The following is a 21,934-nucleotide window of genomic DNA, read 5'->3' on the forward strand; positions in this document are numbered from 1 at the left end:
AGGACGGAACTGGAGGCAGGGCTTCTCGTCATCGTTGGTTCGACACCGGCGTAACCGTCTGCCGATATGCGTCTTTCATCTGTGGCCTGTAGAAATCACTGTATCCGGGGGCACCGACAAGAACCGAACGGTTGAGGCCCCCGCAACTCAGGCTGATCACCTGGCCGCTCGCCTGCTCAGCGTCGGCGTCGGCGTCGGGCCGCCTTGCGCCGCTGGGCCCGGTTCATTCCGGGGTGCGGGTAGATGACGCGCGGACTGTCGCCACCGGTCGCTCGCGGGTCGTGCACGCCCATCACGAATTGGTGTTCCGGTGCAAGGGTGTAACCCTCTTCCCACGGATAGCTGCCCAGATCGTCAGGCCACACCGCCTGCAAGACCGGAGCGTCGGGGTAGAGGACGTTGGTGACGATGAGATCGGATTTGTCCACCAGTTCGATGACGGTGACCGGAACCTCAAGCGAATCCAGTTGTATGGGAACCGAATTCGACACGATCGAGTGCCAGTCATAGGTGTGAAACACGCTGCCCAGCTCGTTGAGAACCGATGCACTCGTTCTTGCATCCAGTCCGTACACCGCCAACTCGGGGAGGTCGTGTAAGCGCAGGCCGGTGGTGTACGCGAAAGAGCAGTCAGGTGCTTCGCATTCGGGAGAGTGACACGTGCACTCGTCACTGACGGCCGTCACCGCCCAACCGTAGCGCCGGATGCGGTCGAGCGTCTCGCGTACCAGCGGGTCGGGGTGCCAGCGGGGCAGACCCCGCAGATCGGAGAAGTGGTGGGTCATGCTCGCTCCTGTTGTTCGAAGGTGGAGCGTAGTAGAGCAGTCGGCACCGACAGATTCGGGCGACGTCCGAGTTCCGCCTCGTCAGCGCCCGAGGATGCCACCCAACACGCCGCCGGCCCCTGACCCGGCCGACCCGCCGCCACCGGTCCCGCCGACGAACCCGCCGGGCGGGAGTTCGGACGGCTGCACGACGACGAACCCGCGGCCGGAGAACTCGAGGGTGAACCGCTCGCCGGTGCTGCGTCCCATCAGGGTGCCGAGGTTGAACGAGTCGTTGGACTTCACCGAGGTGCGCAGGCTCGACGACCACGCGACCGCGGCCTGGGGGTCGGCATAGGTCGCGGCGTCGACGTTGAGGACGACCGGGGTGCCGTCGGTGGTGATGGCGATCCGGCCGCGCCCGGTGAAGACGCAGTTGAACAGTCCGGCGTTGCTCATCGCGCCGGCACCCTGCACACGGGCGATGTCGTAGGACAGCGAGGAGTCGAAGGCGAGGACGTTGGCGCCGTTGATGGTGAGGCCGTCGGAACCGTCGAGGTCGATGAGGTGCACGTCCGACGCCGCATCGGCGAGGAACAGGTCGCCCTGTCCGGTGACCTTCATCAGCGGAACGCCCTCGCCGGTCATCGCCTGACGCATCATCCGTCCGAGGCCGCCCGAGCCGAGCGCCTCGAACTTCAGGTTGCCCTGGTAGGCCACCATCGAGCCGGTGCGGGCCATGACCTCACCGGCGAGGCCGACCCGGCACATCTTGCTGCCCTGCTTCTGGATGCCCTGCCCGGTGACCTCGGCGTGGGACGGCGCGAACAGATCGCTGTGCATGGGAACTCCCTGTGGTTGGGCGGTGACCGGGGGCCGGGGCGAAGGCGGCGGTGCGGACGATGTATTCCATTGCGGGGCTGGTGGTTCGGGTGTCGACGGCGGCGCGGTTGGCGTCGACGCGGCCGGCGGCCAGGGCTGCGGATCGGTGACTCGCGGAGGCCGACCAGGAGGCGGCGTCGCGGGCTCGTCGTCGACCTCGATGCCGAAGGCGGTGGCGAGGCCCGCGAGACCGGCGGCGTATCCCTGGCCGACGGCACGGACCTTCCAGACGTCGTTGCGCCGGTAGATCTCGAGGCACACGACGGCCGCCTCGCTGGTGAGACCGGAGGGGCTGAAGACGAGTTCCGTACCGCCGCCGGTCAGCGTCGCGCTGAGGGCGCCGGCGGTCGCGAAACTCGTGGGCCCGGTCCCGTCGAGGCTCGCCGCGACGACGACCGTCGCGATCTCCCGAGGGAGGGCGGCGGTGTCGACCGAGATGATGTCGGCCGAGCCGGCAGAACGGTATCCGACGCCGGGGCCGCTGGGCTGGTTGTAGAAGATGAGGTCCGCGTCGGAGCGGACGCGACCGGCATCGGTGAGCAGGATCGCCGAGGTGTTGACCGGAGATGCCGAGCGCACCGAGACGGTCACGGCCGTCGACGGCAGCGGACGGTTCTCTCCGGCGGTCAGCGTGAGCACGGTGTCCATTGTGCCAACCATCGTCTTCGGTCGTCGGCGAAGTCGGGCCCGGCCGTCACCGTGGACGCGGTGTCGTGGAGCGCGCCAGCTCGATGACCTCGTCCTCGGTCGGCGGACTCGCCGGGTGGTAGGTGAGACAGAGCGGCGTCTCGGCCTTGGCGAACCGCCCGCCCTCGCTCGCGATGTAGAACGTCCCCGCCGGGAGCTTGCCGATGTCGGGAATCCTGCTGCCCTTGTTGGCGGCGAGTTCCTTGGCGCGTTCGATCTGCGTCGGATGATTGAGCAGTCCGAAGATCTGGGTCGAGGAGTTGGCCGAGATCTTGTTGTCGATGCCGGTGGGCGACTGGGTCGCGAAGATGAGCCCGAGGCCGTACTTGCGAGCCTGCGACGCCAATGCGCTCGTGCTCTTCGACGCCGCGGTCATCCGGACGGACGGGGCGAAGTTCTGCGCCTCGTCCATGACGAGCAGTCCGCCGAGTGGCCGGTCGGCGGCCGGATTCTTCTTGATCCAGGCGAACAGGGCCATCTGGAGCTGATTGACGAAACCGGCCCGCCGGTCGTCGGTGCCGAGGCCGGCGAGGTTCACGACCGACACCCGGGCCCGGAAACCCGGTGAGGGAGTGAGCAGGTACCCGGGGTCGGCCGGGGCGGCGTCACCCCCGAAGACGGGATCGATCGCCATCGAGGCCTTGAGGTTCTCCGCGAGTTCGGCGGCGAGCTTCGGGGCGTCGGCGAGGGTGCTCGCGTCGTCGGGCAGTTCGGTCAGCAGTCCGACGTAAGCCTGCAGGGCGCCGCCGCCGCGTCGTCCGAAGGCCTCCATGGACTGCTGCAGGACTGCTTGCTGCCGATAGGCTTTCGCGCTGGTCCCGATGGCCCGGGCATGCGGGATCAGGGCGCCGACGGCGGAGTCGACCGCGGCACGGAACTCGTCGGGGTTGCCGACCACCGTGCTGAAGTCGGGTAGCGGCTGGAAACTCAATGGCCGCCCCGATGCCCGACCCGGGGTGAAGACCGCGACCTCGGTGTCGTGCAGGTAGCGCTTGGCGCGCTCGCGGTCGTCGGGCGTCCACGGACGCGGGTCGGCGTCCGGCCACGGTGTCCCCAGGCGTGCGAGGTCGTTGTTCACGTCGAGGATGATCGACGAAACTCCCTGCAAGGCAGCCTCTTCGACGATGCGCCGAATCAACACCGTCTTCCCCGAACCGGATCCGGCGAACAGCGCCACATGCTTGCGCAGGGCGAGCAGCGAGACGGTCACCGCCTCGCCGGTGGCCACACTTCGCCCGAGGGTGATCGACTGTTCGCTGGCGGGGGTGGTTCGCGACGACGATTCGGCGGTGTCGGACCCCGACGTCCCCGACCGAGGGTCGGTCGACCGGAACTCGTCCGTCGTCGGCTCGCGGGGTGGCGTCGTGGTCGAGCGTTCGTCCGCGGTGCCGGGCTCGTGGCGTTTGGCAGGCGTGTCCGAAGTGGTTGCCGCGGAATCCGTTGACTGCACGCGTGGCGCCGGCGCCTCGAGTGCGGGGCCCAGGATGTCGGTGAGAAAGGCGATCTCGGCAGCCGGGTTGCGGTCGGAGATCCACTCCCGGAGATGCGAGGGCCGTTCGGCCCGCAGTTGTGCCAGCGCGCTCAGCCGTTTGATGTCCTGTTCGGTCCAGGCGACGACCCGCCCGCCCCGATCGTGCAGTTCCTCGACCATCTGCCGGGTCTTGGGCCCCGTCGGCCAGGGATCTCGCCGCAGGATCACCAGGGTGCGTTCGATGTCGCCGAGGGTGAAACCGGAGGTCGTCGTCGCGCTCGACAGGCGCGTCTGGACCGCACGCGCGTTCGATGCCGCGATGGCACGGAAGCTCCAGGACTGCTCGATGTCCCGGTTCGGGTCGACGAGTTGCCGGATCCGCCCGTGCAGCGGACTCTTCGGTCCCGGCCGGGCATCGAGCTGCCAGCGGTCGGCGTCGCGGGACAGTGCCTGGATCCACGTCGCCAATCCGGCATGGAGCAGCGAGGGGACGATCCGGTCCTCGGTGTCGGGTACCAACGCGGGTAGCGGGTCGGCACGCCGGATCAATTCCGCGTACCGCTGGTCGAGCTTCGCGAACGCGGGATTGTCCGAGGTGGTCGTCGACGACGAGTCGGTTGACGACGACCCTGCAGACGACGATCCCGCAGACGACGACCCCGCAGACGACGAGCGCCCCCGAGCGGACGCTCCCGTGTCAGGAACGTCTGTCGTGGTGCGGGATTGGGTGATCAGGGCGAGTGTGCCCTGGCCGGCGGAGGTCTTGGATGTGGCGCCGGAGAGGTCGGTGATCTCGGCGAACGTGTCGCTGCGGAGCATCGCGGCGATCTGGCGGTCCACGGTCACCATCAGCTCGCGCGGGGTGTAATCGGTGGCCGCCGTCAGTGCGGTGTCGGTGACCGGCCAGGTGGGATGGGGCGGCGTGAATCCGACGCCGGCGAAACCCGGCGCGAAACGCCGGGCGAGCAGGAGCCGGCCGAAGTCCGCACTCGCGGGTCGTTGCAGGGTGGGTGGCAACCGGAACCGGTCGACCGCTGATCGCATGACGTGTCCGGCGAGGTACTCCCATGCGGCGGTGATCGAGGAGACCACACATGTGGTTCGACTCATGGTGTCGCGCACCGACATCAGGCCGTGCGCCAGTTTCTCCACCTGTGATTCCTCGCCCGGCTCGGCGGTCTTGCCGGCCTCGATCAGGGTGTCGATCTGGTCGATCGCGAGAACCGCCGCATCGTCGAATGCGATGATCCGCGAGATGTTCTCGACGATTTCCTGATAACCGAGACGGGCATTGCGGATTCCCCAGGCGGCGAGTTCCTCCGCGTCGTCGATGTCCAGGTGCAGAAACGCCTCGCCGAGGTCTTTGGCCGCGAAGTCGTCGGACTCCAGCAGTACGAGCGCACGCAGGATGTGCTGTGACCGGCGCCGGTGCCGAGAGTGGCGGGTGTAGACGCCGTGGACGAAGTCATCGAGGGCGGCGGGTGTCAGCGGCGCGCCGCCGGTCACGGCGTCACGTGTCCCGTCCGCGACCCCGGCGTCGATCGCGAGGCGGTGGAGGAGCTGATTCAGCTGCGAGCGGTGGCGGGGCGTCGGTCGGCCGAGATCCTCGATGATCGCCACGAGCACCGAACGCCAGAAGTCGGTGGCGTCGAGCAGCTTGACGAGGAAGAAGTACCCGCCCTCCTCTTGGACACGATGCCGGACCCGGCCGAGGAGATGGGTCTTGCCGGATCCGGCCGGGCCGCGCACCGTGACCCCGATCGGACTCCCCGACGGCGAACGACGGGCGTCGTCGAAGGAACGGATGATGTCGACGATGGTGTCCTCGTGCAGGCCCCCGACGTGGAAGGGGTCGGCGGTGCCCCACACGTCGTCGGGGGTGTCGGCCCAGTTGAGGCGGATCGATTCCAGTGCGTGACGGCCGTCGGCGTCCATCGGATCAGCTCTCCTCGATCGCGAACAGATGGCACGGTTGCGTGCCCACCGTCACCGCGGCCGCCCGGTCGGCCGGAGTCAGCAACGCCTGGTCTTCCTGCGGGATGAGGCTGACCCCGGGTGCGCGCTGGAACTCCACCATCGTGGCGTCGAAGACCTCGTCGCTCATCCCGGGCAGGTCGGCGCGCAGATCGGTGACGAGGACGAAGTCGCCCGCCGTGACGGCCCGGGCGCGGTAGGCGGCCGCGATCTGGTCCCGGGGATCGACGGTGGACGACGCCGGGTCGGACGTAGCCGTTGCGATCGGGGTCCCGGGCTCCTCGTGGGTGGGGCGTCGGGGACGGCCGAACACCTCGTGGAGACGGAGGTCCTCGTCGTCGAGGTACCGGGCGAGGCCGGCGAGGACCGCGTACATGGCCTTCGTCGGTGCGGTCGACCTCTTCGGTGGCTCGGATGTCAGTTCGGCCGCGCACCAGGCCCACCCGCGGTCGGTCAGGGTGTGGAAGTACGCGCGGCGCGCGCCGAGTCGAGAGTCGACGAGGCCGAGGGCGTTGAGATGGTTGCGAGCAGGCTTGTCCAGCGCGGCACCGAACTCCTTCAACTCTGGGTTGGAGAGCTCTCGGGACTCGGCCAGCAGGACGAACAGCGCCGCACTCTGGATCGGCGTCAGCTGGGCGTGGTCCACGGATGCTCCTCGCGGGTCGAAGGGGGTCGGGCGGGCGTCGGTCGGGACGGTGCCGGTGGTCGGGAGCGCTCGGCGATCACGGCGGCCAGCTCAGCGACGACAAGGGACGTGTCGTCGAGAACGTGGTCGTTCGTGTAACGCAGAACGAGGTACCCGGCACGCTGAAGCATGTTGTCGCGACGTCGATCTCGCGCGTACTTTACCGGGCCGCGATGATCCGCGCCGTCGACCTCCACGACGACGCGTTCACTCGGCCACAGCAGGTCGACGATCACCGCGGGGTGGAGCGGATCGAGGTCGCGCGGACTCCGGTTCCACTGTCGGTCGCGAGCCCACGGTGCACGCGCGAGGGCGCGTTCGAGGGTTTGCTCGGCCTCGCTGTGCGGTGCCGGTCTCCCCGACGGACGCGAGGCGACGAGGACGGGCCTCGCCGAGGCCGACGACGGATCGGGCAGCGCCTCCACCGGACCGGGCGGCGGGAATCGCCGCCCCGCGGGTACTCCGATCCGGATGGCCGGCACCCTCGTGACCGCGGGCAGGGCGTCGGCGATGAGCCACACGGTGAGGTCGGCGTGGTCGGCCAGCCATTCGTACGCGGCGGCGGCCGCGTGCTGGGCCCGCTCGCCCAATGTGGTGTCGGCGCGCACAGCCAGGACCACGGAACCACGTCCGTATCCCCGTCGTAAGAGAAACGTCAGCGCGGCCGCCCGGGCGTCGTCGGCGGGGCCGGGGCCGGGACGTCCCGCGCCGGCGGCCGCACGGGCCAGATGGATGACGGCGGGCGAGGGGAAGCCGGCGTCCCGGCACAGCAGGCGCGCCGTGGCCTCGGCGTCGTCGGCGTCGACCGGCCGGCCCGGCTCATGGCCCGGGAGCCAGACCGGGAAAAGGGCGACGACGATGTCCTCGAGCGCATCGAGGACCTCCCGGACGACCTCCCGGGCGGTGCGATCGCCGGGTCCGCGATGGTCCAGGAACACCGGTAGGTCAGCCGAGACCGAGTCGACGAGGTCGGCCAGGGCGAGGCCGTCGACGTCATCGACACGGAGCACGTGCCCGGGACGCACGGCCGCGTCGAGAGCTGACGGGCGGATGTTCATCGACGCCGACGATATCGCCCGAACCCGACAGCCGCCCGGTGGTCACGGGTGATCTGCGGACCGCCACCACCGCTCGACGGCAGTCCACCGACCGCGGATTGGACCTTGTGGTGCCCGCGGGCACTGCGTTTGACTGGACGGCGACGGCCGCAGGGCGTCGTTCGACCCTGTCGGCCGGTGAGGAGGATTCTGTGGGTGCACCGCGAGCCATCGGCCGGCCGGTGGCTCGCTCGAACCTCGGGGTGAAGCAACTCGTCACGCTGCTCGGTGAGTGGGAGAGCGGCGACGCGGCCTACGCGGCCCTCGCCGCCCGCATCCGACTCCTCATCGACGACGGCCGGATCGCGACATACACGCGGTTGCCCGCCGAGCGAATTTTCGCCGATGCGCTCGGGCGGAGTCGGACCACGGTGGTGTCGGCGTACGGAGCGCTGCGCGCGGCCGGCTATCTGGTCAGCGTCCGGGGATCCGGCTCCGTCGCGATGCTCCCGCGGAGGGGGCCGGGCGCGGTTGCCGAGATCGACTTCGCGCACGCCGTTCCCGAACCGGTGCCCGGTCTCGAGGCGATCATCGAGCGGGTCACGGGTAACGTGCCCGACCTGCTGCGCAGGCCCGGACTCGACCTGGTCGGCGATCCGCTGCTACGCCGACGAATCGCCGAGCGATACACCGACCGCGGACTGCCCACGACCCCGGCGCAGATCGTGGTGACCCTCGGTGGGCAGCACGCCATCGCACTCGTCGCGCGGACCCTGCTCCGACGAGCCGACCGGGTGGTCGTCGAGACCCCGACCTATCCGCACGCCTACGAGGCGATCGCCGAGGCCGGCGGACGGCTCGTGTCGACGCCGGTCACCGCGGCCGGCTGGGACATGGACCACTTCCTCGAGGTCCTCAGCCGGTTGCGACCCGAGATGGCCTATTGCATACCGGATTTCCAGAACCCGACGGGTGCCTCGATGCCGTCCGCCCACCGAGAGCGGCTCGCCGACGCGGCGCGCCGGGCCGGGACCGCGCTGCTCGTCGACGAGACGACTGCCGAGCTCGACATCGATCGTCGGACGGACCATTTCCCGTTCGCCGCGCATGCGCCGGTGAGGTCCTCGGTGCCGGTGGTGACGATCGGATCGCTGGGCAAGACGGTGTGGAGTGGATTGCGGGTGGGATGGATTCGTGCCGACGAGGACATCGTCGACCGGATCGTCCGACGGCGACCCGCCGGTGACCTCGGTTCGCCGATCATCGACCAGCGGATCGCCGCCGAGGTCTTGGCCGGTTACGACGACCTGCTCGCCGTTCGTTCCGCGCAGCTTCGTACCGGCCGGGACACGCTCACCGAACTTCTGCGAAAACATCTGCCGGAGTGGGAGATTCCCGACGTGAACGGTGGGTTGGCGATGTGGGTCGGACTCGGGGCGCCGCTGAGTTCCGCGCTCGCGGCCGCCGCCCTGAACCGAGGTGTGCGGATCAGCGCCGGACCGAAGTTCGGCGTCGACGGGGCGCACGAACGCTACATCCGCGTTCCGTTCACCGAGGATGCCGACGACCTCGCCGCCGGCGTCGACGTGTTGCGGGACGTATGGACATCACTTGATCGCCCGGGGGCGCCGGACGCGTTGACGCGCCCGGCGTGAGAGGTACCGACCGTCGAGGACTGCGTGTCGTTGCCGCACCGGACTTCTCGGCGGTGTGCCGGATGATGCTGTCCGTCGGCGATGCCGTCGCCGGACCCCGGCACCGGCCGGCCGGAGAAAATCAGTGGCGCCGACCGGCGGAGTCGCGTCACCATGGGCGGGCAATTGAGTCCACGGATGCGCGGTTGGCATCTACCACCAGGTCGTGATCGGCGATTGAATGCCGGCACACCATGTTCCGGCGTCAGGAGGTCGTCATGACCGCACTGCTCCTCGCGATCGTCAGCGGCATCATCCTGCTCGTCGTCGTCGCCCGCACGTTGATCGTCACCATCCGCGACGAACGGGGACGGGTGCCGTATCGCCCCGCGTACGACACCCGACGTCCGACGATGTGACGACGCGGGTGGGTGGCCGCGGCTACTCCGCCCGTTTGAGCACCGCGAGCACGGTCAGGAGCAGGATCTTGACGTCGAGCCAGAGTGACCAGTTCTCGATGTAGTAGTTGTCCCACTCGGCGCGGTCGGCGATGGAAGTCTGACCGCGCAGGCCGTGCACCTGCGCCCAGCCGGTGACCCCGGCCTTCACCCGGTGGCGTTCGCCGTATCGCCGGATCTGCACCTCGAACAGCGAGACGTACTCGGGACGCTCCGGGCGTGGACCCACGAGACTCATGTCCCCGCGGATCACGTTGAGCAGCTGGGGTAGTTCGTCCATCGACGTCGAGCGCATGATCTTGCCGATCCTGGTGCGGCGGTCGACGCCCTCGACGCCGCCGGGTGCGCTGCCCTCGGTCGGCCGGAACTTCTCCGCGGCGGGGTCCTCGGGCCGCATCGAGCGGAACTTCAGGCAGTTGAACACCCGCGCGTCGCGACCCACTCGCGGCTGGGCGAAGAAGATCGGCCCGGGCGAACTCAACCGCACCAGCAGCATGAGCGTGAGGAACAGCGGTGAGATCGCCGCCAGGATCAGGGCCCCGGCCACCCGGTCCCCGATGTGCTTGGTTCGGAACTGCCACCCCCGCGGGTTGGTGTGCGGGACCGACATCAGGGGCAGCCCGCCGATGTGGTCGACCCGGCTGCGGCGTCCGACGACGTCGAACATGCGCGGCACGATCCACACCTTCACCCCATGCCGGTGGGCGATACGGACGGCGGCGGTGAGCCTTTCGACATTGGTGACCGCGAAGGCCACGACCAGGACCTCGGCCTTCGTCGCCCGGATCGCGTCGTCGAGTTCGTCCACCCCGCCGAGCTGCGCGATCTCGTTGGTGGGTCCCTCGTCCCGATCGGCGCGGGGTGGCGCGCCGGCGGCCAGGATGCCGACCGGCCGGAGGCCGTGCTCCGGCGCGGCCACCATGCGGCCGACCACCTGTGCGGTGATCGGCCCGTCGCCGATGATCAGCGTGGGGGACAGCAGATGACCGTTCTTGCGCAGGCTCCGCTGGATGATGTCGCGGATGAGACGACCGAACGGAACCCAGAACAGCGCCGACACCCACACCTTGGTGACCGCGGCGCCGGGTCTGTCGTCGGAGTAGGAGAGGAGCAGGGAGCACAGCAGGATCATCGCGGTGATCGTGCATCCGGTCATGACCCGGCCGACCTCGTCGAGGAACCGGCGATTGAGCCCCCGACGGTAGACCCCGCGCAAGGAGAAGACGATCACGAGGATCGGCACGAAGGTGGCGAGTGTCCACAACGGCGGGTTCGCGCCGCTGCCACTCCTCACCCACCAGATCCCGGCGGCCACCGCGATCGTCGCGGACAACACGTCGATCGACACGGTCACGATCGTGCTCAGGGGATCGTCGCGGATCAGCTCGTGAAAGGTGCGCCGACCGTTGGGCGACGAGTACACCGGGGTGCGCCTCGTGGTCTGCGGGAACTCGGCCTGCGATACACGGGTCGACAAGTCCACTCCATCCGAAAGAACAGCCCCCCGTCCCGACGATTGTAGGTGTACGCGGCGGTCCCGCGTGCGCCTACCGGCCACGTGTTGGGTACCGAATGCTCACCGCCAGGTCACGAGGGCACGCGCCCGTGTCAACGCCCGAAGATGAGCTCCTGGACCAGGATCGAGAGATCGGACATGAGCTGGACCTCCGCGGTGGACCAGTGATGCGCCTCCGAGTCCCAGGCGCAGAACGTGCCGATGACATGTCCGTCGTCGTCGGCGAGCGGGAGGCCGAGGTAGGCGGTCACCTCCCCGCTGACGGCGGTCGGGTGGTCGGCGAGGAGCGCGTGGTCGGCGATGTCGTCGATGATGAGGGGTGAACCGCTGACCACCGGGAGGACGCAGAGGGAGTTGACCAGCGACCGGGTGCTGGGACCGTCGGGACTCCCGGACCGGAAGGCGATTGCGGCGGTCGCCTGCTCGTCCGGTGTGATGAGGTTGACGGCGACGTGCGGGACGCCCACGGCATCGATCGTGAGCCGGATCGTCTCGTCGAGGCTGTGGGTCGGCGGGTCGTCGAGCAGGCCGCTGTCCTTCAGCGCGCGCATCCGCTCCGGATCGGACAGGATCGCGCGGAGCGACCGGGCCATGTCGGGGTTGCGCCCGCGCACCGCTTCGAGGACGGCGTGTACGCCGGCCTCGGGTGACGTGTCGAAGAGTGCGGCGAGCTGGGCGGGGTCCGTGGTCGCCTCGCCATCCGGAGTGGGGTCGTCGACGGGGTTCGCGGTGTTGGCACCGTCCTCGGTGTTCGAACTCATCGTCACTCCTCTCGCTGCCCGGGTCGACCCGGTCGGCACACAGCTCACGCGCAGGTGTTCGGCGGACGCTGTCCTGACCGCACGGCCCGGACCCAGTCGGTCGCCGCGGAGCCGATGTCGAGTATGCCGTGCGGCTGACCGCGGACCTCGATCGCGGTGATCGCATCGCCCAGCCGGCATCCCCGATCGATGGCTCCCGCGGTCCACGGGGCCGGGATGACGTCGTCGGCGTCGCTGTAGGCGACGAGCATCGGGGCCGAAGCCCGCCCCTGGGGCAGACTCACCTCGCGCAGCCACGTCCGGAGTCGGTCGGTGGCCGCGTCGTCGACCGGGTGATAGTCCTCCGGTCGTACCTCCTCGGCGATGGCCTGCTTCTGGACCATCGCGGCGTCGTTGCACTCCAGGAGCACGCCGAACGCCTCGCGCAGCGGTCCGTGCACGTAGTCGTCGATGACGAGTTCGGGATGGATCGCCTTCAATCCCGTCAGGACCAGCGGGAGAAACGCGATCTGCTCCGGGGTGAGGGTGCCGGCATCCATCGCATCGGCCAGCGGCGCGACGTCGAGCGCGGGACTCATGCTCACCGTCCCGCGCAGTCGTAGACCGCGACCGTAGGTCGCCGCGATCTCGTTGGCGTGGAACACCGCGTGCCCGCCCTGCGACACCCCGAAGCCCCACCACTGATCGCTGGTGCCGTCGACGATCATCCGCGTCGCACGCACCGAGTCGATGATGTCGTTCGCGGCGGGCGCCGGGTCGAGATACCGGTGGGGTCCTGGTGTGCCGAGTCCTCGATAGTCGGTCTGTACGACGACGAATCCCTGCTCGAGCAGCGACGCGATGAGCCCGACGGTGCCCAGCAGGTTGCCGTACAGCGACGGGGCGCAGTTGCCCGCGATGCCGGTCGTCGGGTGTCCGACCGCCAGGATCTGCCATCCGCCCGCCGGTGTCCGGCCGCGCGGCACGAACACGGCGGCCGAGACGGGGACCAGCTCACCGCTGACCGGGTCGGTGGACAGGTAGCGGAACCGCACGGTGCGGTCGACGATGCGCCGCAGCGAGATGTAGGCGTCGGTGGGAGTGGGTGATCCCACCAGATCGCCGGCCGACGCCCCCGGCGGTGCCGAAAAGCTCTGCGACGCGTCGTCAGACGCCGGGCCGGCGGAGGCCGAACATGCGGCGGTCAGCAGTGCTGTGACGAGCAGGACGGCCACGAGCACGGTCGCAGGCGGGCGCCCGACGCGCCGCGACACCGTCCTCATGAGCGCGCGAGCAGCCGATCCAGCAGGGACACCGGATCTTCGCAGAGGTGGTCGAGAGCCGCCTCGATGACCGGGCGACCGACGAAATCGCTGCAGAACGTCGCGGTGAAACTGCGCGAACCGTCGATCTCGCTGACGAGCATGCTCGCCGCATCCGGGCCATCGGGCTCGACATAGGCGAACAGGTGATGCGAGGCCGCCGCCAGATCCCACGGCAGATCACCGAAGATCCCGATCCGCCCGAGGTCGCTGACCGACAGTCGTAACCGGTCGGGCACCTCGACCCGGCGCGGGACGGGCGGCTCCTCGGGTGACGATCGACGCAGGCGCGCCCGGAGTTCTCCCGCAGCCAGAACGGCTGCGGGCCAACCGGATTCGGCGACCGCTCGGATGCGGTCCCCGATCTCCATCGGCGTCGCGTCGCGTGGGAAGCGCAGGGGTATGCCCACGGCGAAGTTGCCGTGGTCCTCGGCGTGCCCGGCGTCGAGATAGCGGCGGCAGTCGAAGAGGATCTGCGTGCGCTCGTCGAGCGAGACACCTTGCGCGGACAGGGCGGCGCGCCACAGTGCGACGGTCACCGCCGCCGAGGACATCCGGACACCGGTGTCGGCGATCGCACGCTTGAGTTCGTCGGTCTGCCCTGGGCGCATCGCGGCGGTGACGGCGCAGCGGGTGGCATGCCAGTCCTCGATGACGCGCGTGGGTCCGTGGGTCGGCGGCGAGACGTTCGCAGCGCGCAGGCGCATGATGTCGCGCAGACGTCTGGGGTGTCGCAGGACGTGACGACGCAACGCGTGCCAGGCGGCGTCCGGCGGCAGCGAGCGTTCGAACCGCTCGGCCATCGGGAACTCGTGGTGGCTGGCCAGACCGGCGATCTGCTCGATGCCGAGGCGGCCGTCGCCCATGCCGTGGGTGTGGTCGATGACCAGCCACTGACCACACACGAGCACCTCGAGTCGGGGCAGCGGCTCGGGACGGTTCCGCAGGCGCGTCATGATGTCGCCGATCGGCAGGTCGGCGAGGTCGGGCCGCTCGACGACCCGCGGCAGGGTCGCCACGTCGTGGGCCCAGCTCGCCGACGCCGGATCGGGGACGAGACTCAGTCTCGACGTCGGTGTCCACGCCCGGGTCAGGCGAGCCCGGATGAGGTCGAGATCCGGGGCCGTCATCGGGCCGGTCACCGAGATCGTGCGGGACGTGGCCAGTGCACGGTCGAGGACGGAGGCACGCTGCGCCCCGGCGGTTGCGGCGTTGTCAGAGCGCGGCATCGACGACCTCGCGCATCTCGTCGCGGAACCGTTCGCGCCGGAAGCGCTCGGCCCAGGCGCGGATCTCGGATCGGTCGTAGTCGTCGACGGCGAAGTCGCGCAACGACGCGGCCAGCCGCTCGACGATCTCGTCGTCGGTCCCCGGTTCGATCAGCAGACCGGTCGACCCGGGTACGACGGTGTCGAGGGCGCCGCCTTCACCGAGCGCGATGACGGGCGTGCCGGTGGCCATCGCCTCGACGGGCACGATGCCGAAGTCCTCGATCCCGGGCATCAGGACCGCGCGGGCGCTGCGATGCAGGTTCAGCAGGGTGTCGTGGGGGACGCGGCCGAGGAACGTCGTCTTCGGCCCGGCGAGCTCGCGACACTGCGGCATGGCCCGTCCGTCTCCCGCGACCACGAGCCGGACGTCGGCGCGGGCGGCCGCCGCGATCGCGAGGTCGGGTCGCTTGTAGGGGACGAGTCGTCCGGCGAGGAGGTAGAAGTCCTCACGGGGCACCGCGGGATCCGGTGTGAAGCCGTCGAGGTCCACCGGCGGGTGCACGACGACCGACTCACGTCCCCAGTGCTCGCGGATGCGCTCGGCGACGGCCGAGGAGTTCGCGACGACGGTGTGCAGACGGGGCGCGGCGCCGACTTCGCAGCGCCGGGCGACCACCGACAGCGCCGACAGGATCGCGGCGCCGGCTGCCCCGCCGCCCTCGCCCGCGCGCAGCGACGGATCCCATGCCCAGCGGGCCGGACTGTGTACGTAGGCGATGACCGGGGCGTCGGTCGCGTGCACCGCCTGGGTGGCGAAGGCGTGATGGCTGGTGACGACCGCGTCGGCATCCCGCAGCGGCATCCGCCGGAACGCCAGTGGCATCAGCGGGAGCAACGGGGCGTAGCTGCGTTCGCCGAGCAGGCGGTAGGCGCGATTGAGCGACGAGGTGATCGGCGGCTCGGCCAATCCGGCCGGTACCCCCTCGGTCCGTGAGATCGGCGCGTGTACCTCGACCGTCGGCCACGTCGCGGCGAGTTGTTCGACGACGTGCTCGGACCCGGCGATCTCCGTGAGTCGTTCGTGGACGACGGCGACGCGGTCACCGGGCATTGCTGCCCACATCTCCCGGCGCGGTGCGGAACCGGTCGGAATCGAGTGTCGCGCCTCGTCGATCGTCAGACGGCGGCTGGGGTGTCATGGGTGTGGCAACCTCGGCTCTCGATGCGGCTGTGGCCCCGGCACTTTCGCCCCCGGCACGATTGTCGGGGACCGGGTCCGCGGCGGTGGACAGGGCAGGCGCGGAAGGCTGCTTCCCCGTGCGCTGCACGATCAGATGACGGGTCGACCCGATGGTCGCGAGCTGGGACAGCGCCCGGTCGGCCGCCTTGCGATCACGTCCAGAAGACGAGACGACCACAGCCGCGAGCGCGACGTCCCCGGGATCGACGCTCTGCCACCAGGGCTCGGTGAGAGGGAACCGGACGATGCGCAGACGGTGCCCGGTGGTCGCGTCGTCCTCCGGGTGACGGATGTCGTCGATCGCGCGAGCGGCGTCGATGTGGTCGCCGGTGAGGATCAGCGCGACCTGGGCGCGGCGATGGCGTTGCGCGAACGCGGGCAGCAGATTCGCCGGCAGCGCCGGCTCGCCCCGCTGTCCGTAGGTGAGCTCCGCGCCGTACCGGTGCGCCGCGCGGCGGGCCCAGATCGGGTTCGGTTTCCGGCCGACCCGCCCACGGAGCAGTGCGAGCAGCTCCGCCGCGATGATCGTCGCGGCGATGCCGGCGACCGCACCCTCCTGGGCCGGTTTGGGGCTGACAGGCACCTCGCTCGCCGACGGTGCCGCGAGGATGGTGAGCGTGTCCGACGACGAGTTCTGCAACCGGGTGAGCTGGGAGTCGAGATCGGCGAGGGTCGCATCGGATTCGACCTTCGCCTCGCTGCGGTCGGGCAGTGCGCGGTTGCGGACGCGCTCGGCGGTCACCTGCGCACGCAGTTGATCGATCTGCCGGGTGATGTCGCGGGCATGGGTGGACAGCGACGCGGCGGAGATGGCGGTGACCATCGCGCGGGCGACGTCTTCGGCCTGGGTACTCGTCGGCGCCGTGGCGGTGAAGTCCATCAGTGTGGGAGCCGTTCCCGGAGTCGTGGTGACGTGCGAGCTCAACTCGCTTGTCGTCCATCCGGTGTCGACCTGGGTGAGCACCTGTTGCAGGACGTTCTCGTCGGTGGACAGCGCCACGAACGGGGCACGCAACTGTTCGACGAAGGCGTCGCCCGGAATGATCGTGCCGGCCGGCGTGATCTCGGTGACGACCGTGGCCGAGTACTCCTTCGGGACCAATGCGGTCCGCAGCGCGAACACCGAGGCGCCGACGAGGATGCCGATCAGGATCGCGGGGACGGCGACACGGACGAGATCACCGAAGTGCCCGAACAGGTCGACCGAGGGCGGCGCATCACGTCGCCCGGCGGCATCGAAGCTGGAGGTCACGCCTAACTCCTGTGGTGTCGGATGCCCCCCGACCATCCCCGGACATTGCAGTGTCGATCAGCTGTCAGTTCACCATAACGAAGGAAGCGGGCAATCGTGGTCGGCACCGGCGGGCGTGGCGTGTGCGAGAAACGATTTCGGAGGTCACCGCGAGGCGAGCATCGAGTACGCCTGCTTCGGTGACCAGTCGCGGCGCACCAGGCCGAAGTTGTGCTCGAGATTGTTCGGGTCGGTGCCGGCGTCTCGCAGCGAGTACACGAACAGCGGTCCGAGCCAGGGCGCGTCGCTCTGGGCGCCGATGGCTATCGCGATGCTCTGTGCCTGGACCTCCTCGGTGACGGCGTTCGTGCCGGTTCCGGTCGGTGCGCCGAACTCGGTCATCCAGATCTTCTTGTCGCCGTCGCCCGCGGCGACCATCACGTCGCGCATGTCCCACATCCGTGCCGCGGTGCTCCACGATGCCGCGGCGGGGTCGTTGGGCAGAGCCGGATAGGTGTAGGGATGCACGCCGAGTGCGTCCAGCGAGCGGTTGAATCCGCCCTGATGCAGAGTGCGCACGAAGGTCAGCGGTGCGATGTCGCGGCCGTTGTCGGTGCCGGGTGCGAGCCCTCCGGAGATCACCGCGACGCCGGGGACCGCGCGTTTGACGGCCGCGTAGGACGCAGCGAGCAGGCGGCCGTACTCGGCCGAGTTCGCCCTCGGCAGCCAGTAGTTCGCCAGGTTGGGCTCGTTCCAGATCTCCCAGACCGCGATCGATTCGGCGTACCGTTGCGCCGCGGCCGCGGCAAAGGATGCGAAGACGTTGGGGTCGGCGGGCCGGTAGTGGCTGTTGCGCGGGAAGTCGGACGCGCGTGCCGCCCACAGCGGTGTGTAGGTCACCAGCCCCAGCGGACACATCCCGTGGGCGACCACGGCGTTGACCACCCGGTCGATGGGCGCCCAGTTCCGTTGTCCGCGCCGGGGTTCGACGACCGACCAGTCCACGTCGAGTCGCACCGCCCACATACCGAGGTCCTGGGCGACCGACAGCTCCCGATTGAGGTCCTCATCGGACGCACCGAGCAACGAGGCACCCGGCGACGCCGCGACCTTGTGGTCACCGGCGGCGAGCGAGCATGCGGCCGGCGCCGAATGGGCGTCGCTGCGTACCCACACGATGGCGGCGAGGGTTGCGACGAGGATGCACACGTACGCGAGGGCCGACCGGGTGGCCCGACCGTGCAGGGACCGTGTCATGGATGGTGCCTATCTGACGAGACGCGCGTTGCGCGCGGCAGGTGCCGACGGTGGACTTCTCCTCAGCCGGACAACAACTCGTCGAGCATACGCGGTAGGGTCGCCGACTTGTCGTGTCCGTCCGCGATCCGACGACGCGCCTCCGCGGTCAGCGAACGGCGCAGGTCGGCGTCGTCGAGGACGCGGCTGATCGCCGCGGTCAGCGCGGCGGGATCCGACGGCGGGACGAGGACTCCGGCGCCGTCCCGCAGGAACTCGGTGGTGCCGCCGTGATCCGTGCCGATGACCGGTGTGCCGTAGGCCATCGCCTCGAGGACCGAGAGCGGTCCGGCCTCGGGCGTCACACTCGCCGAGAGCACGACATCCCATCGCTCCAGGGCGGCGCGGAGATCGGTGTGGCCGAGGAACCGGACGCGCCCGGCGAGGTCCGGTCTGGCGGCCCGGGCATGCAGTGCGGCAACGTGATCGGCGTCCCCGGGAAACGAGCCCCCGGCGAACTCCAATTCGACGTCCGGCAACCCGGCGACCGCGTCGAGCGCGACGGCGTGCCCCTTCCAGGGCGTGAGCAGTGCCAGCATCCCGACGACCGGTGGGTCGTGGAGTTGGGTGGGTAGGGCGGGGACCGGCCAGGTGACTCCGTTGTGGGCCACGACGACCGGCAGACCGAGGTCCGCGAGGGGGACCGACGTCGCCTCCGACACCGCCACGGCGCGCCGGATCACGGGTGCGCTGACGCGGATGACGGCGCGCTGCCGCCCCGACGAGAGGGTGTCGTGCACGAGCCAGGAGACGCGGCCCGTCGGTTGCGCGACGCGTGCGGCGGGGAGTGCGAACAAGGAGTTGACGATCGTCGAGGTGTCGGACCGACGTGTCACCCGGCGCAGGGTGCGACCGGCGCGTACCCAGTCGAGCACGAGGCGACCGGCGCCCGCGAGGCGCGCGACACCGCGCTCGCCACTCAGGCCGAGGGGCGGGATGGGCACGTGGTCGACCGGGGCCGGGAGTCGTCCGGCCAGGGGACCGTCGGGACTGACGACCCGCACCGGGTGGCCGCGCTCGAGCGCGACGTCGATCAGATCGAGCATCACCTTCTCCGCCCCGGAGACCTGGCCGGTGTGCGCGACGAAGACGATCGTGCACGGGTGCTCGGAATCGGTCATCGGACCACCTTCGTGTGTCGTCCAGGCGGCGTGGTGACCGCCCGGGTGAGCAGTACCGCGGGTCCGGCGACGATCAGTGCGGTACCGGCCGAGACGACCGGCCAGGGAATCGAATCCGCGAGCCAGACCCCGATGGCGCACGCCGCCACCGTCAACAGGGTCAACGTGGTGAGTGCGCCCAGTGGGAGCAGACCCGTGATGGGCAGCGTCCGACCGATGACGACCCACAGTGCCACCACCGCGAGGGCGAAGGTGATGACGGTGGAGAAGGCGGCCCCGTCATAGGAGTACCGCGGGATCAGGATCAGGTTGAGCACCACGTTGAGTGCCAGGCCGCCGACCGCGATCCACGGGTAGCGATTCGCCCGACCGGTCGCCGCGAGCAGGAAGATGCCGAGCACGATGAAGGCGGTGAGCGCCGCGCCCAGAACGAGCAACCGCGCGGCGTCGGCCCCGACGACGAACCGGTCGCCGTACAGGAGTCCGATGATCGGGCCGGCGCTCGGCCAGAAGGCGGCCACGGCCACGGCACCGCCCGCGGCGAACACCACCGCCGCACTCCGGCACCGCTGGCGCAGGACCGCCGACTGGCCGGGCCAGGCGGCGACCAGCAGGGTGCTGACGGGTCCGATCGCGGCCAGGATGAAGGTGTCCATGATGTCGGAGAACTTGTACCCGATGCTGTAGATGCCGACCGCGTCGAGCGAATCGAGCAGACTCAGCAGCAGGACGTCGACCTTCTGCAGCGCGATGGTCAGGGCGAGGCCCAGTGCGAGCGGAAGGGCATCGGAGAGCATCGGTTTCCATCGCGACCATTCGACGACCCGCGACGGCCGCAGTCCCGACGACCGGCGCGCGATCCCGACGACCTTGATGATCAGCGACAGGATCTCGTTCGCGACCGGGGCGAGCACGAACACCAGCAGTGCCGGCGCTACGAGCACGGCGGCGATGGTCAGCGCCAGCTGCAGAACCTGGCCCAGGCTCTCGGCGATCGCGGTGAGCAGGAGGCGGTGCCGGCTCTGGAAGATGACCGTGAGTGCCTGTGCGGGCGTGGCGAACACGACGACGAGTCCGGCGATCGCGGTCGCGCGGATCACGTCGCCGGGATACTGCAGCACGATCACGTAGGCGACGGCGATCAGGTAGCCGAGAAGGCCGAGCACCACCCGCAGGGCGATGAACGCCGAGGACGTCTTCGCGACGTCGTCGGGGTCGTCGGAGATGAGCCGGGCCATCACCGCCCGGCCGACCCCGAGGTCGGTGAAGATCGCGGTCAGACCGAGCAGCGCGAACACGAAGGAGTAGGTGCCCCAGTCCTCCGGGGACAGGGTGCGCGCGATGAGGACGCTCCCGGCCCAGCCGAGGGCGGCGATGACCACGCGACTGGTCAGCATCGCGATGGTGGCACGGGTGGCGGCCCGCGCATCCGAGGCCGGGTGCGCGCCGGGCTCGGCGGCCGGCGCAGTCGTCGGCCCGCTCGCTGCGCTCCCGGCGCCGGTGGTGTTCGGCCCGCTCGCTACGCTCCCGGCGCCGGTGATTCTCGGCCCGCTCGCTGCGCTCCCGGCGCCGGTGGTGTTCGGCCCGCCCGCTGCGCTCCCGGCACCGGTCGCGCGGGCCAGCAGCTCGGCTTCGGCCTGCTGATCCACCAGCGCATCGGACGGCAGCGGGCCGGTGACGTCAGGGCTCACGGCGCCCCGCACCGGGTATGTCGATGCCGCCGGCCCGGTAGGCCTCGACCGTCCGGCGGGCCGTGGTGTCCCAGCTGAGGGCTGACGCCACCGAGGTGCCGGCGGCGACGAGTTCGGTGCGCGCCGAGTCGTCGCGCACGAGGGGTTCGAGGGCACGGACCCAGTCGTCCTCGTCGTGGCCGTGCACCAGTGTCGCGCCGTCACCCACGACCTGGGGAAGCGCGCCCACCGCGCTCGCGACGACGGCACCGCCACAGGCCATCGCCTCGACGGGCGGAAGGCCGTAACCCTCGTAGAACGAGGCGTAGGCGGTCACGGTCGCCGCGGCGTAGAGCGCCGGCAGGTCCCCGACATCGACGTAACCGAGCCCGACCGCCGACGACGGGGCGCCCGGGCCCGTCGAACCCGCGCCGCCGAGCACGCACGGAATGTCGAGGCGCCGGGCGACCGCCGCGACGAGTTCGACGTTCTTGCGGGGTTCGACGGTGCCGATCTGCATCACGAAGCGTTCCGGCAGATCGTATTTCGCCCGAACCCGTTCGACATCGGCCGGCGCGGGTGGGCGGGCCCAGTCGGCGGGCGCGAGTTCGGTGACGTGGGCATCCCGTCCGCAGGTCTCGCGGATTCGTTCGGCGGTGAACTCGGAGACGGCGATCAGCACGTCGGCCCGACGGAGGGTCGTGCGGACGAGTACGGATTCGCCCGCGGCGCGAAACCGGCTCGACGCGGACGGCATGTCGAGCACCGACAGGTCGTGCACGGTCGCGACCGTGGTGGCGGGGCCGGCGACTGGTAGGTCGACGTCGAGACCGTGGAACACGCCGCCCGAGCGGGTGGGGAGTACGCCGAACACCGCCCGTCGGACACCGTCGGCGACGGGACGCTCCACCGGGGTGATCGCCGGGGGCAGTTCGCCGACCGCGTCGGTCTGCACGACTGCGGACAGGGCGGTGCCGTCGACGTGGCCGGGCAGT

17 protein-coding genes are annotated in these 21,934 nt (G+C 70.1%); 2 read left to right on the forward strand and 15 right to left on the reverse strand.

Going from position 1 to position 21,934, the window contains the following annotated elements; translation table 11 throughout:
- Positions 1-176 precede the first annotated feature (176 nt).
- The 5 genes from KB201_RS03390 to KB201_RS03410 form a co-directional block, all read right to left on the reverse strand.
- On the reverse strand, positions 177-785 hold the full coding sequence (locus tag KB201_RS03390; RefSeq protein WP_211538351.1) for a DUF4262 domain-containing protein: 609 nt from the start codon (positions 783-785) through the stop codon (positions 177-179).
- Between the two features lie 81 nt (positions 786-866).
- Positions 867-2,294 carry an AIM24 family protein gene (locus KB201_RS03395; RefSeq protein ID WP_211538352.1) on the reverse strand — a complete coding sequence of 476 codons (1,428 nt, stop codon included), beginning with the start codon at positions 2,292-2,294 and terminating at the stop codon, positions 867-869.
- Positions 2,295-2,340: 46 nt separating this feature from the next.
- Positions 2,341-5,739: a helicase HerA domain-containing protein gene (locus tag KB201_RS03400; RefSeq protein ID WP_211538353.1), complete on the reverse strand. Its 3,399-nt coding sequence runs from the start codon at positions 5,737-5,739 to the stop codon at positions 2,341-2,343.
- A 4-nt stretch (positions 5,740-5,743) separates the two neighbouring features.
- Complete coding sequence (locus KB201_RS03405) at positions 5,744-6,424, reverse strand: MarR family transcriptional regulator (protein ID WP_211538354.1); 681 nt, start codon at positions 6,422-6,424, stop codon at positions 5,744-5,746.
- Positions 6,406-7,521: a DUF559 domain-containing protein gene (locus tag KB201_RS03410; RefSeq protein ID WP_211538355.1), complete on the reverse strand. Its 1,116-nt coding sequence runs from the start codon at positions 7,519-7,521 to the stop codon at positions 6,406-6,408. Before KB201_RS03410 ends, KB201_RS03405 begins: the two co-directional genes overlap by 19 nt.
- 191 nt (positions 7,522-7,712) lie before the next feature.
- Here KB201_RS03410 and KB201_RS03415 point away from each other — a divergent pair, with 191 nt between their 5' ends.
- Positions 7,713-9,155 (forward strand): PLP-dependent aminotransferase family protein, encoded by a 1,443-nt coding sequence (locus KB201_RS03415; protein WP_307848030.1) that lies wholly within the window; start codon positions 7,713-7,715, stop codon positions 9,153-9,155.
- 257 nt (positions 9,156-9,412) lie between these two features.
- Positions 9,413-9,553, forward strand: a complete 141-nt coding sequence (locus KB201_RS03420) for a hypothetical protein (RefSeq protein ID WP_165629719.1) — start codon at positions 9,413-9,415, stop codon at positions 9,551-9,553.
- A 22-nt stretch (positions 9,554-9,575) separates the two neighbouring features.
- On the opposite strand, the gene KB201_RS03425 is transcribed toward KB201_RS03420, so the two are convergent.
- The 10 genes from KB201_RS03425 to KB201_RS03470 all read right to left on the reverse strand — a co-directional run bounded on the left by KB201_RS03425 (position 9,576) and on the right by KB201_RS03470 (position 21,906).
- Positions 9,576-11,069 carry a sugar transferase gene (locus tag KB201_RS03425; RefSeq protein ID WP_159371332.1) on the reverse strand — a complete coding sequence of 498 codons (1,494 nt, stop codon included), beginning with the start codon at positions 11,067-11,069 and terminating at the stop codon, positions 9,576-9,578.
- Positions 11,070-11,200: 131 nt separating this feature from the next.
- Positions 11,201-11,869, reverse strand: coding sequence for a GAF domain-containing protein (locus KB201_RS03430; RefSeq protein ID WP_137809571.1), 669 nt, complete (start codon positions 11,867-11,869; stop codon positions 11,201-11,203).
- A gap of 44 nt (positions 11,870-11,913) precedes the next feature.
- Positions 11,914-13,131, reverse strand: coding sequence for a lipase family protein (locus KB201_RS03435; RefSeq protein WP_211538356.1), 1,218 nt, complete (start codon positions 13,129-13,131; stop codon positions 11,914-11,916).
- Positions 13,128-14,399 (reverse strand): hypothetical protein, encoded by a 1,272-nt coding sequence (locus tag KB201_RS03440; protein ID WP_211538357.1) that lies wholly within the window; start codon positions 14,397-14,399, stop codon positions 13,128-13,130. The genes KB201_RS03435 and KB201_RS03440 overlap by 4 nt, the downstream gene beginning before the upstream one ends.
- Positions 14,386-15,492: a glycosyltransferase gene (locus KB201_RS03445; protein ID WP_068972023.1), complete on the reverse strand. Its 1,107-nt coding sequence runs from the start codon at positions 15,490-15,492 to the stop codon at positions 14,386-14,388. The genes KB201_RS03440 and KB201_RS03445 overlap by 14 nt, the downstream gene beginning before the upstream one ends.
- On the reverse strand, positions 15,482-16,873 hold the full coding sequence (locus KB201_RS03450; protein WP_165629724.1) for a hypothetical protein: 1,392 nt from the start codon (positions 16,871-16,873) through the stop codon (positions 15,482-15,484). Before KB201_RS03450 ends, KB201_RS03445 begins: the two co-directional genes overlap by 11 nt.
- Before the next feature lie 144 nt (positions 16,874-17,017).
- The gene (locus KB201_RS03455; protein ID WP_211538358.1) at positions 17,018-18,109 is read right to left on the reverse strand and encodes a cellulase family glycosylhydrolase; all 1,092 of its coding nucleotides are present in this window, start codon (positions 18,107-18,109) and stop codon (positions 17,018-17,020) included.
- A 62-nt stretch (positions 18,110-18,171) separates the two neighbouring features.
- Positions 18,172-19,269 carry a glycosyltransferase family 4 protein gene (locus KB201_RS03460; protein ID WP_211538359.1) on the reverse strand — a complete coding sequence of 366 codons (1,098 nt, stop codon included), beginning with the start codon at positions 19,267-19,269 and terminating at the stop codon, positions 18,172-18,174.
- Positions 19,266-20,960 carry a flippase gene (locus tag KB201_RS03465; RefSeq protein WP_211538360.1) on the reverse strand — a complete coding sequence of 565 codons (1,695 nt, stop codon included), beginning with the start codon at positions 20,958-20,960 and terminating at the stop codon, positions 19,266-19,268. The genes KB201_RS03460 and KB201_RS03465 overlap by 4 nt, the downstream gene beginning before the upstream one ends.
- Complete coding sequence (locus KB201_RS03470; protein WP_083229461.1) at positions 20,950-21,906, reverse strand: glycosyltransferase family 1 protein; 957 nt, start codon at positions 21,904-21,906, stop codon at positions 20,950-20,952. Before KB201_RS03470 ends, KB201_RS03465 begins: the two co-directional genes overlap by 11 nt.
- Positions 21,907-21,934: the final 28 nt, after the last annotated feature.

Source organism: Gordonia sp. SCSIO 19800 (assembly GCF_018132775.1).
Taxonomy (GTDB): domain Bacteria; phylum Actinomycetota; class Actinomycetes; order Mycobacteriales; family Mycobacteriaceae; genus Gordonia; species Gordonia hongkongensis.

What these genes read in the sequence shown, in the direction of transcription:
- KB201_RS03390 (WP_211538351.1), bottom strand. Translation starts at nt 785, where the DNA reads ATGACCCACCACTTCTCCGATCTGCGGGGTCTGCCCCGCTGGCACCCC.
- KB201_RS03395 (WP_211538352.1), bottom strand. Translation starts at nt 2,294, where the DNA reads ATGGACACCGTGCTCACGCTGACCGCCGGAGAGAACCGTCCGCTGCCG.
- KB201_RS03400 (WP_211538353.1), bottom strand. Translation starts at nt 5,739, where the DNA reads ATGGACGCCGACGGCCGTCACGCACTGGAATCGATCCGCCTCAACTGG.
- KB201_RS03410 (WP_211538355.1), bottom strand. Translation starts at nt 7,521, where the DNA reads ATGAACATCCGCCCGTCAGCTCTCGACGCGGCCGTGCGTCCCGGGCAC.
- KB201_RS03420 (WP_165629719.1), top strand. Translation starts at nt 9,413, where the DNA reads ATGACCGCACTGCTCCTCGCGATCGTCAGCGGCATCATCCTGCTCGTC.
- KB201_RS03430 (WP_137809571.1), bottom strand. Translation starts at nt 11,869, where the DNA reads ATGAGTTCGAACACCGAGGACGGTGCCAACACCGCGAACCCCGTCGAC.
- KB201_RS03435 (WP_211538356.1), bottom strand. Translation starts at nt 13,131, where the DNA reads ATGAGGACGGTGTCGCGGCGCGTCGGGCGCCCGCCTGCGACCGTGCTC.
- KB201_RS03440 (WP_211538357.1), bottom strand. Translation starts at nt 14,399, where the DNA reads ATGCCGCGCTCTGACAACGCCGCAACCGCCGGGGCGCAGCGTGCCTCC.
- KB201_RS03445 (WP_068972023.1), bottom strand. Translation starts at nt 15,492, where the DNA reads ATGCCCGGTGACCGCGTCGCCGTCGTCCACGAACGACTCACGGAGATC.
- KB201_RS03455 (WP_211538358.1), bottom strand. Translation starts at nt 18,109, where the DNA reads ATGACACGGTCCCTGCACGGTCGGGCCACCCGGTCGGCCCTCGCGTAC.
- KB201_RS03460 (WP_211538359.1), bottom strand. Translation starts at nt 19,269, where the DNA reads ATGACCGATTCCGAGCACCCGTGCACGATCGTCTTCGTCGCGCACACC.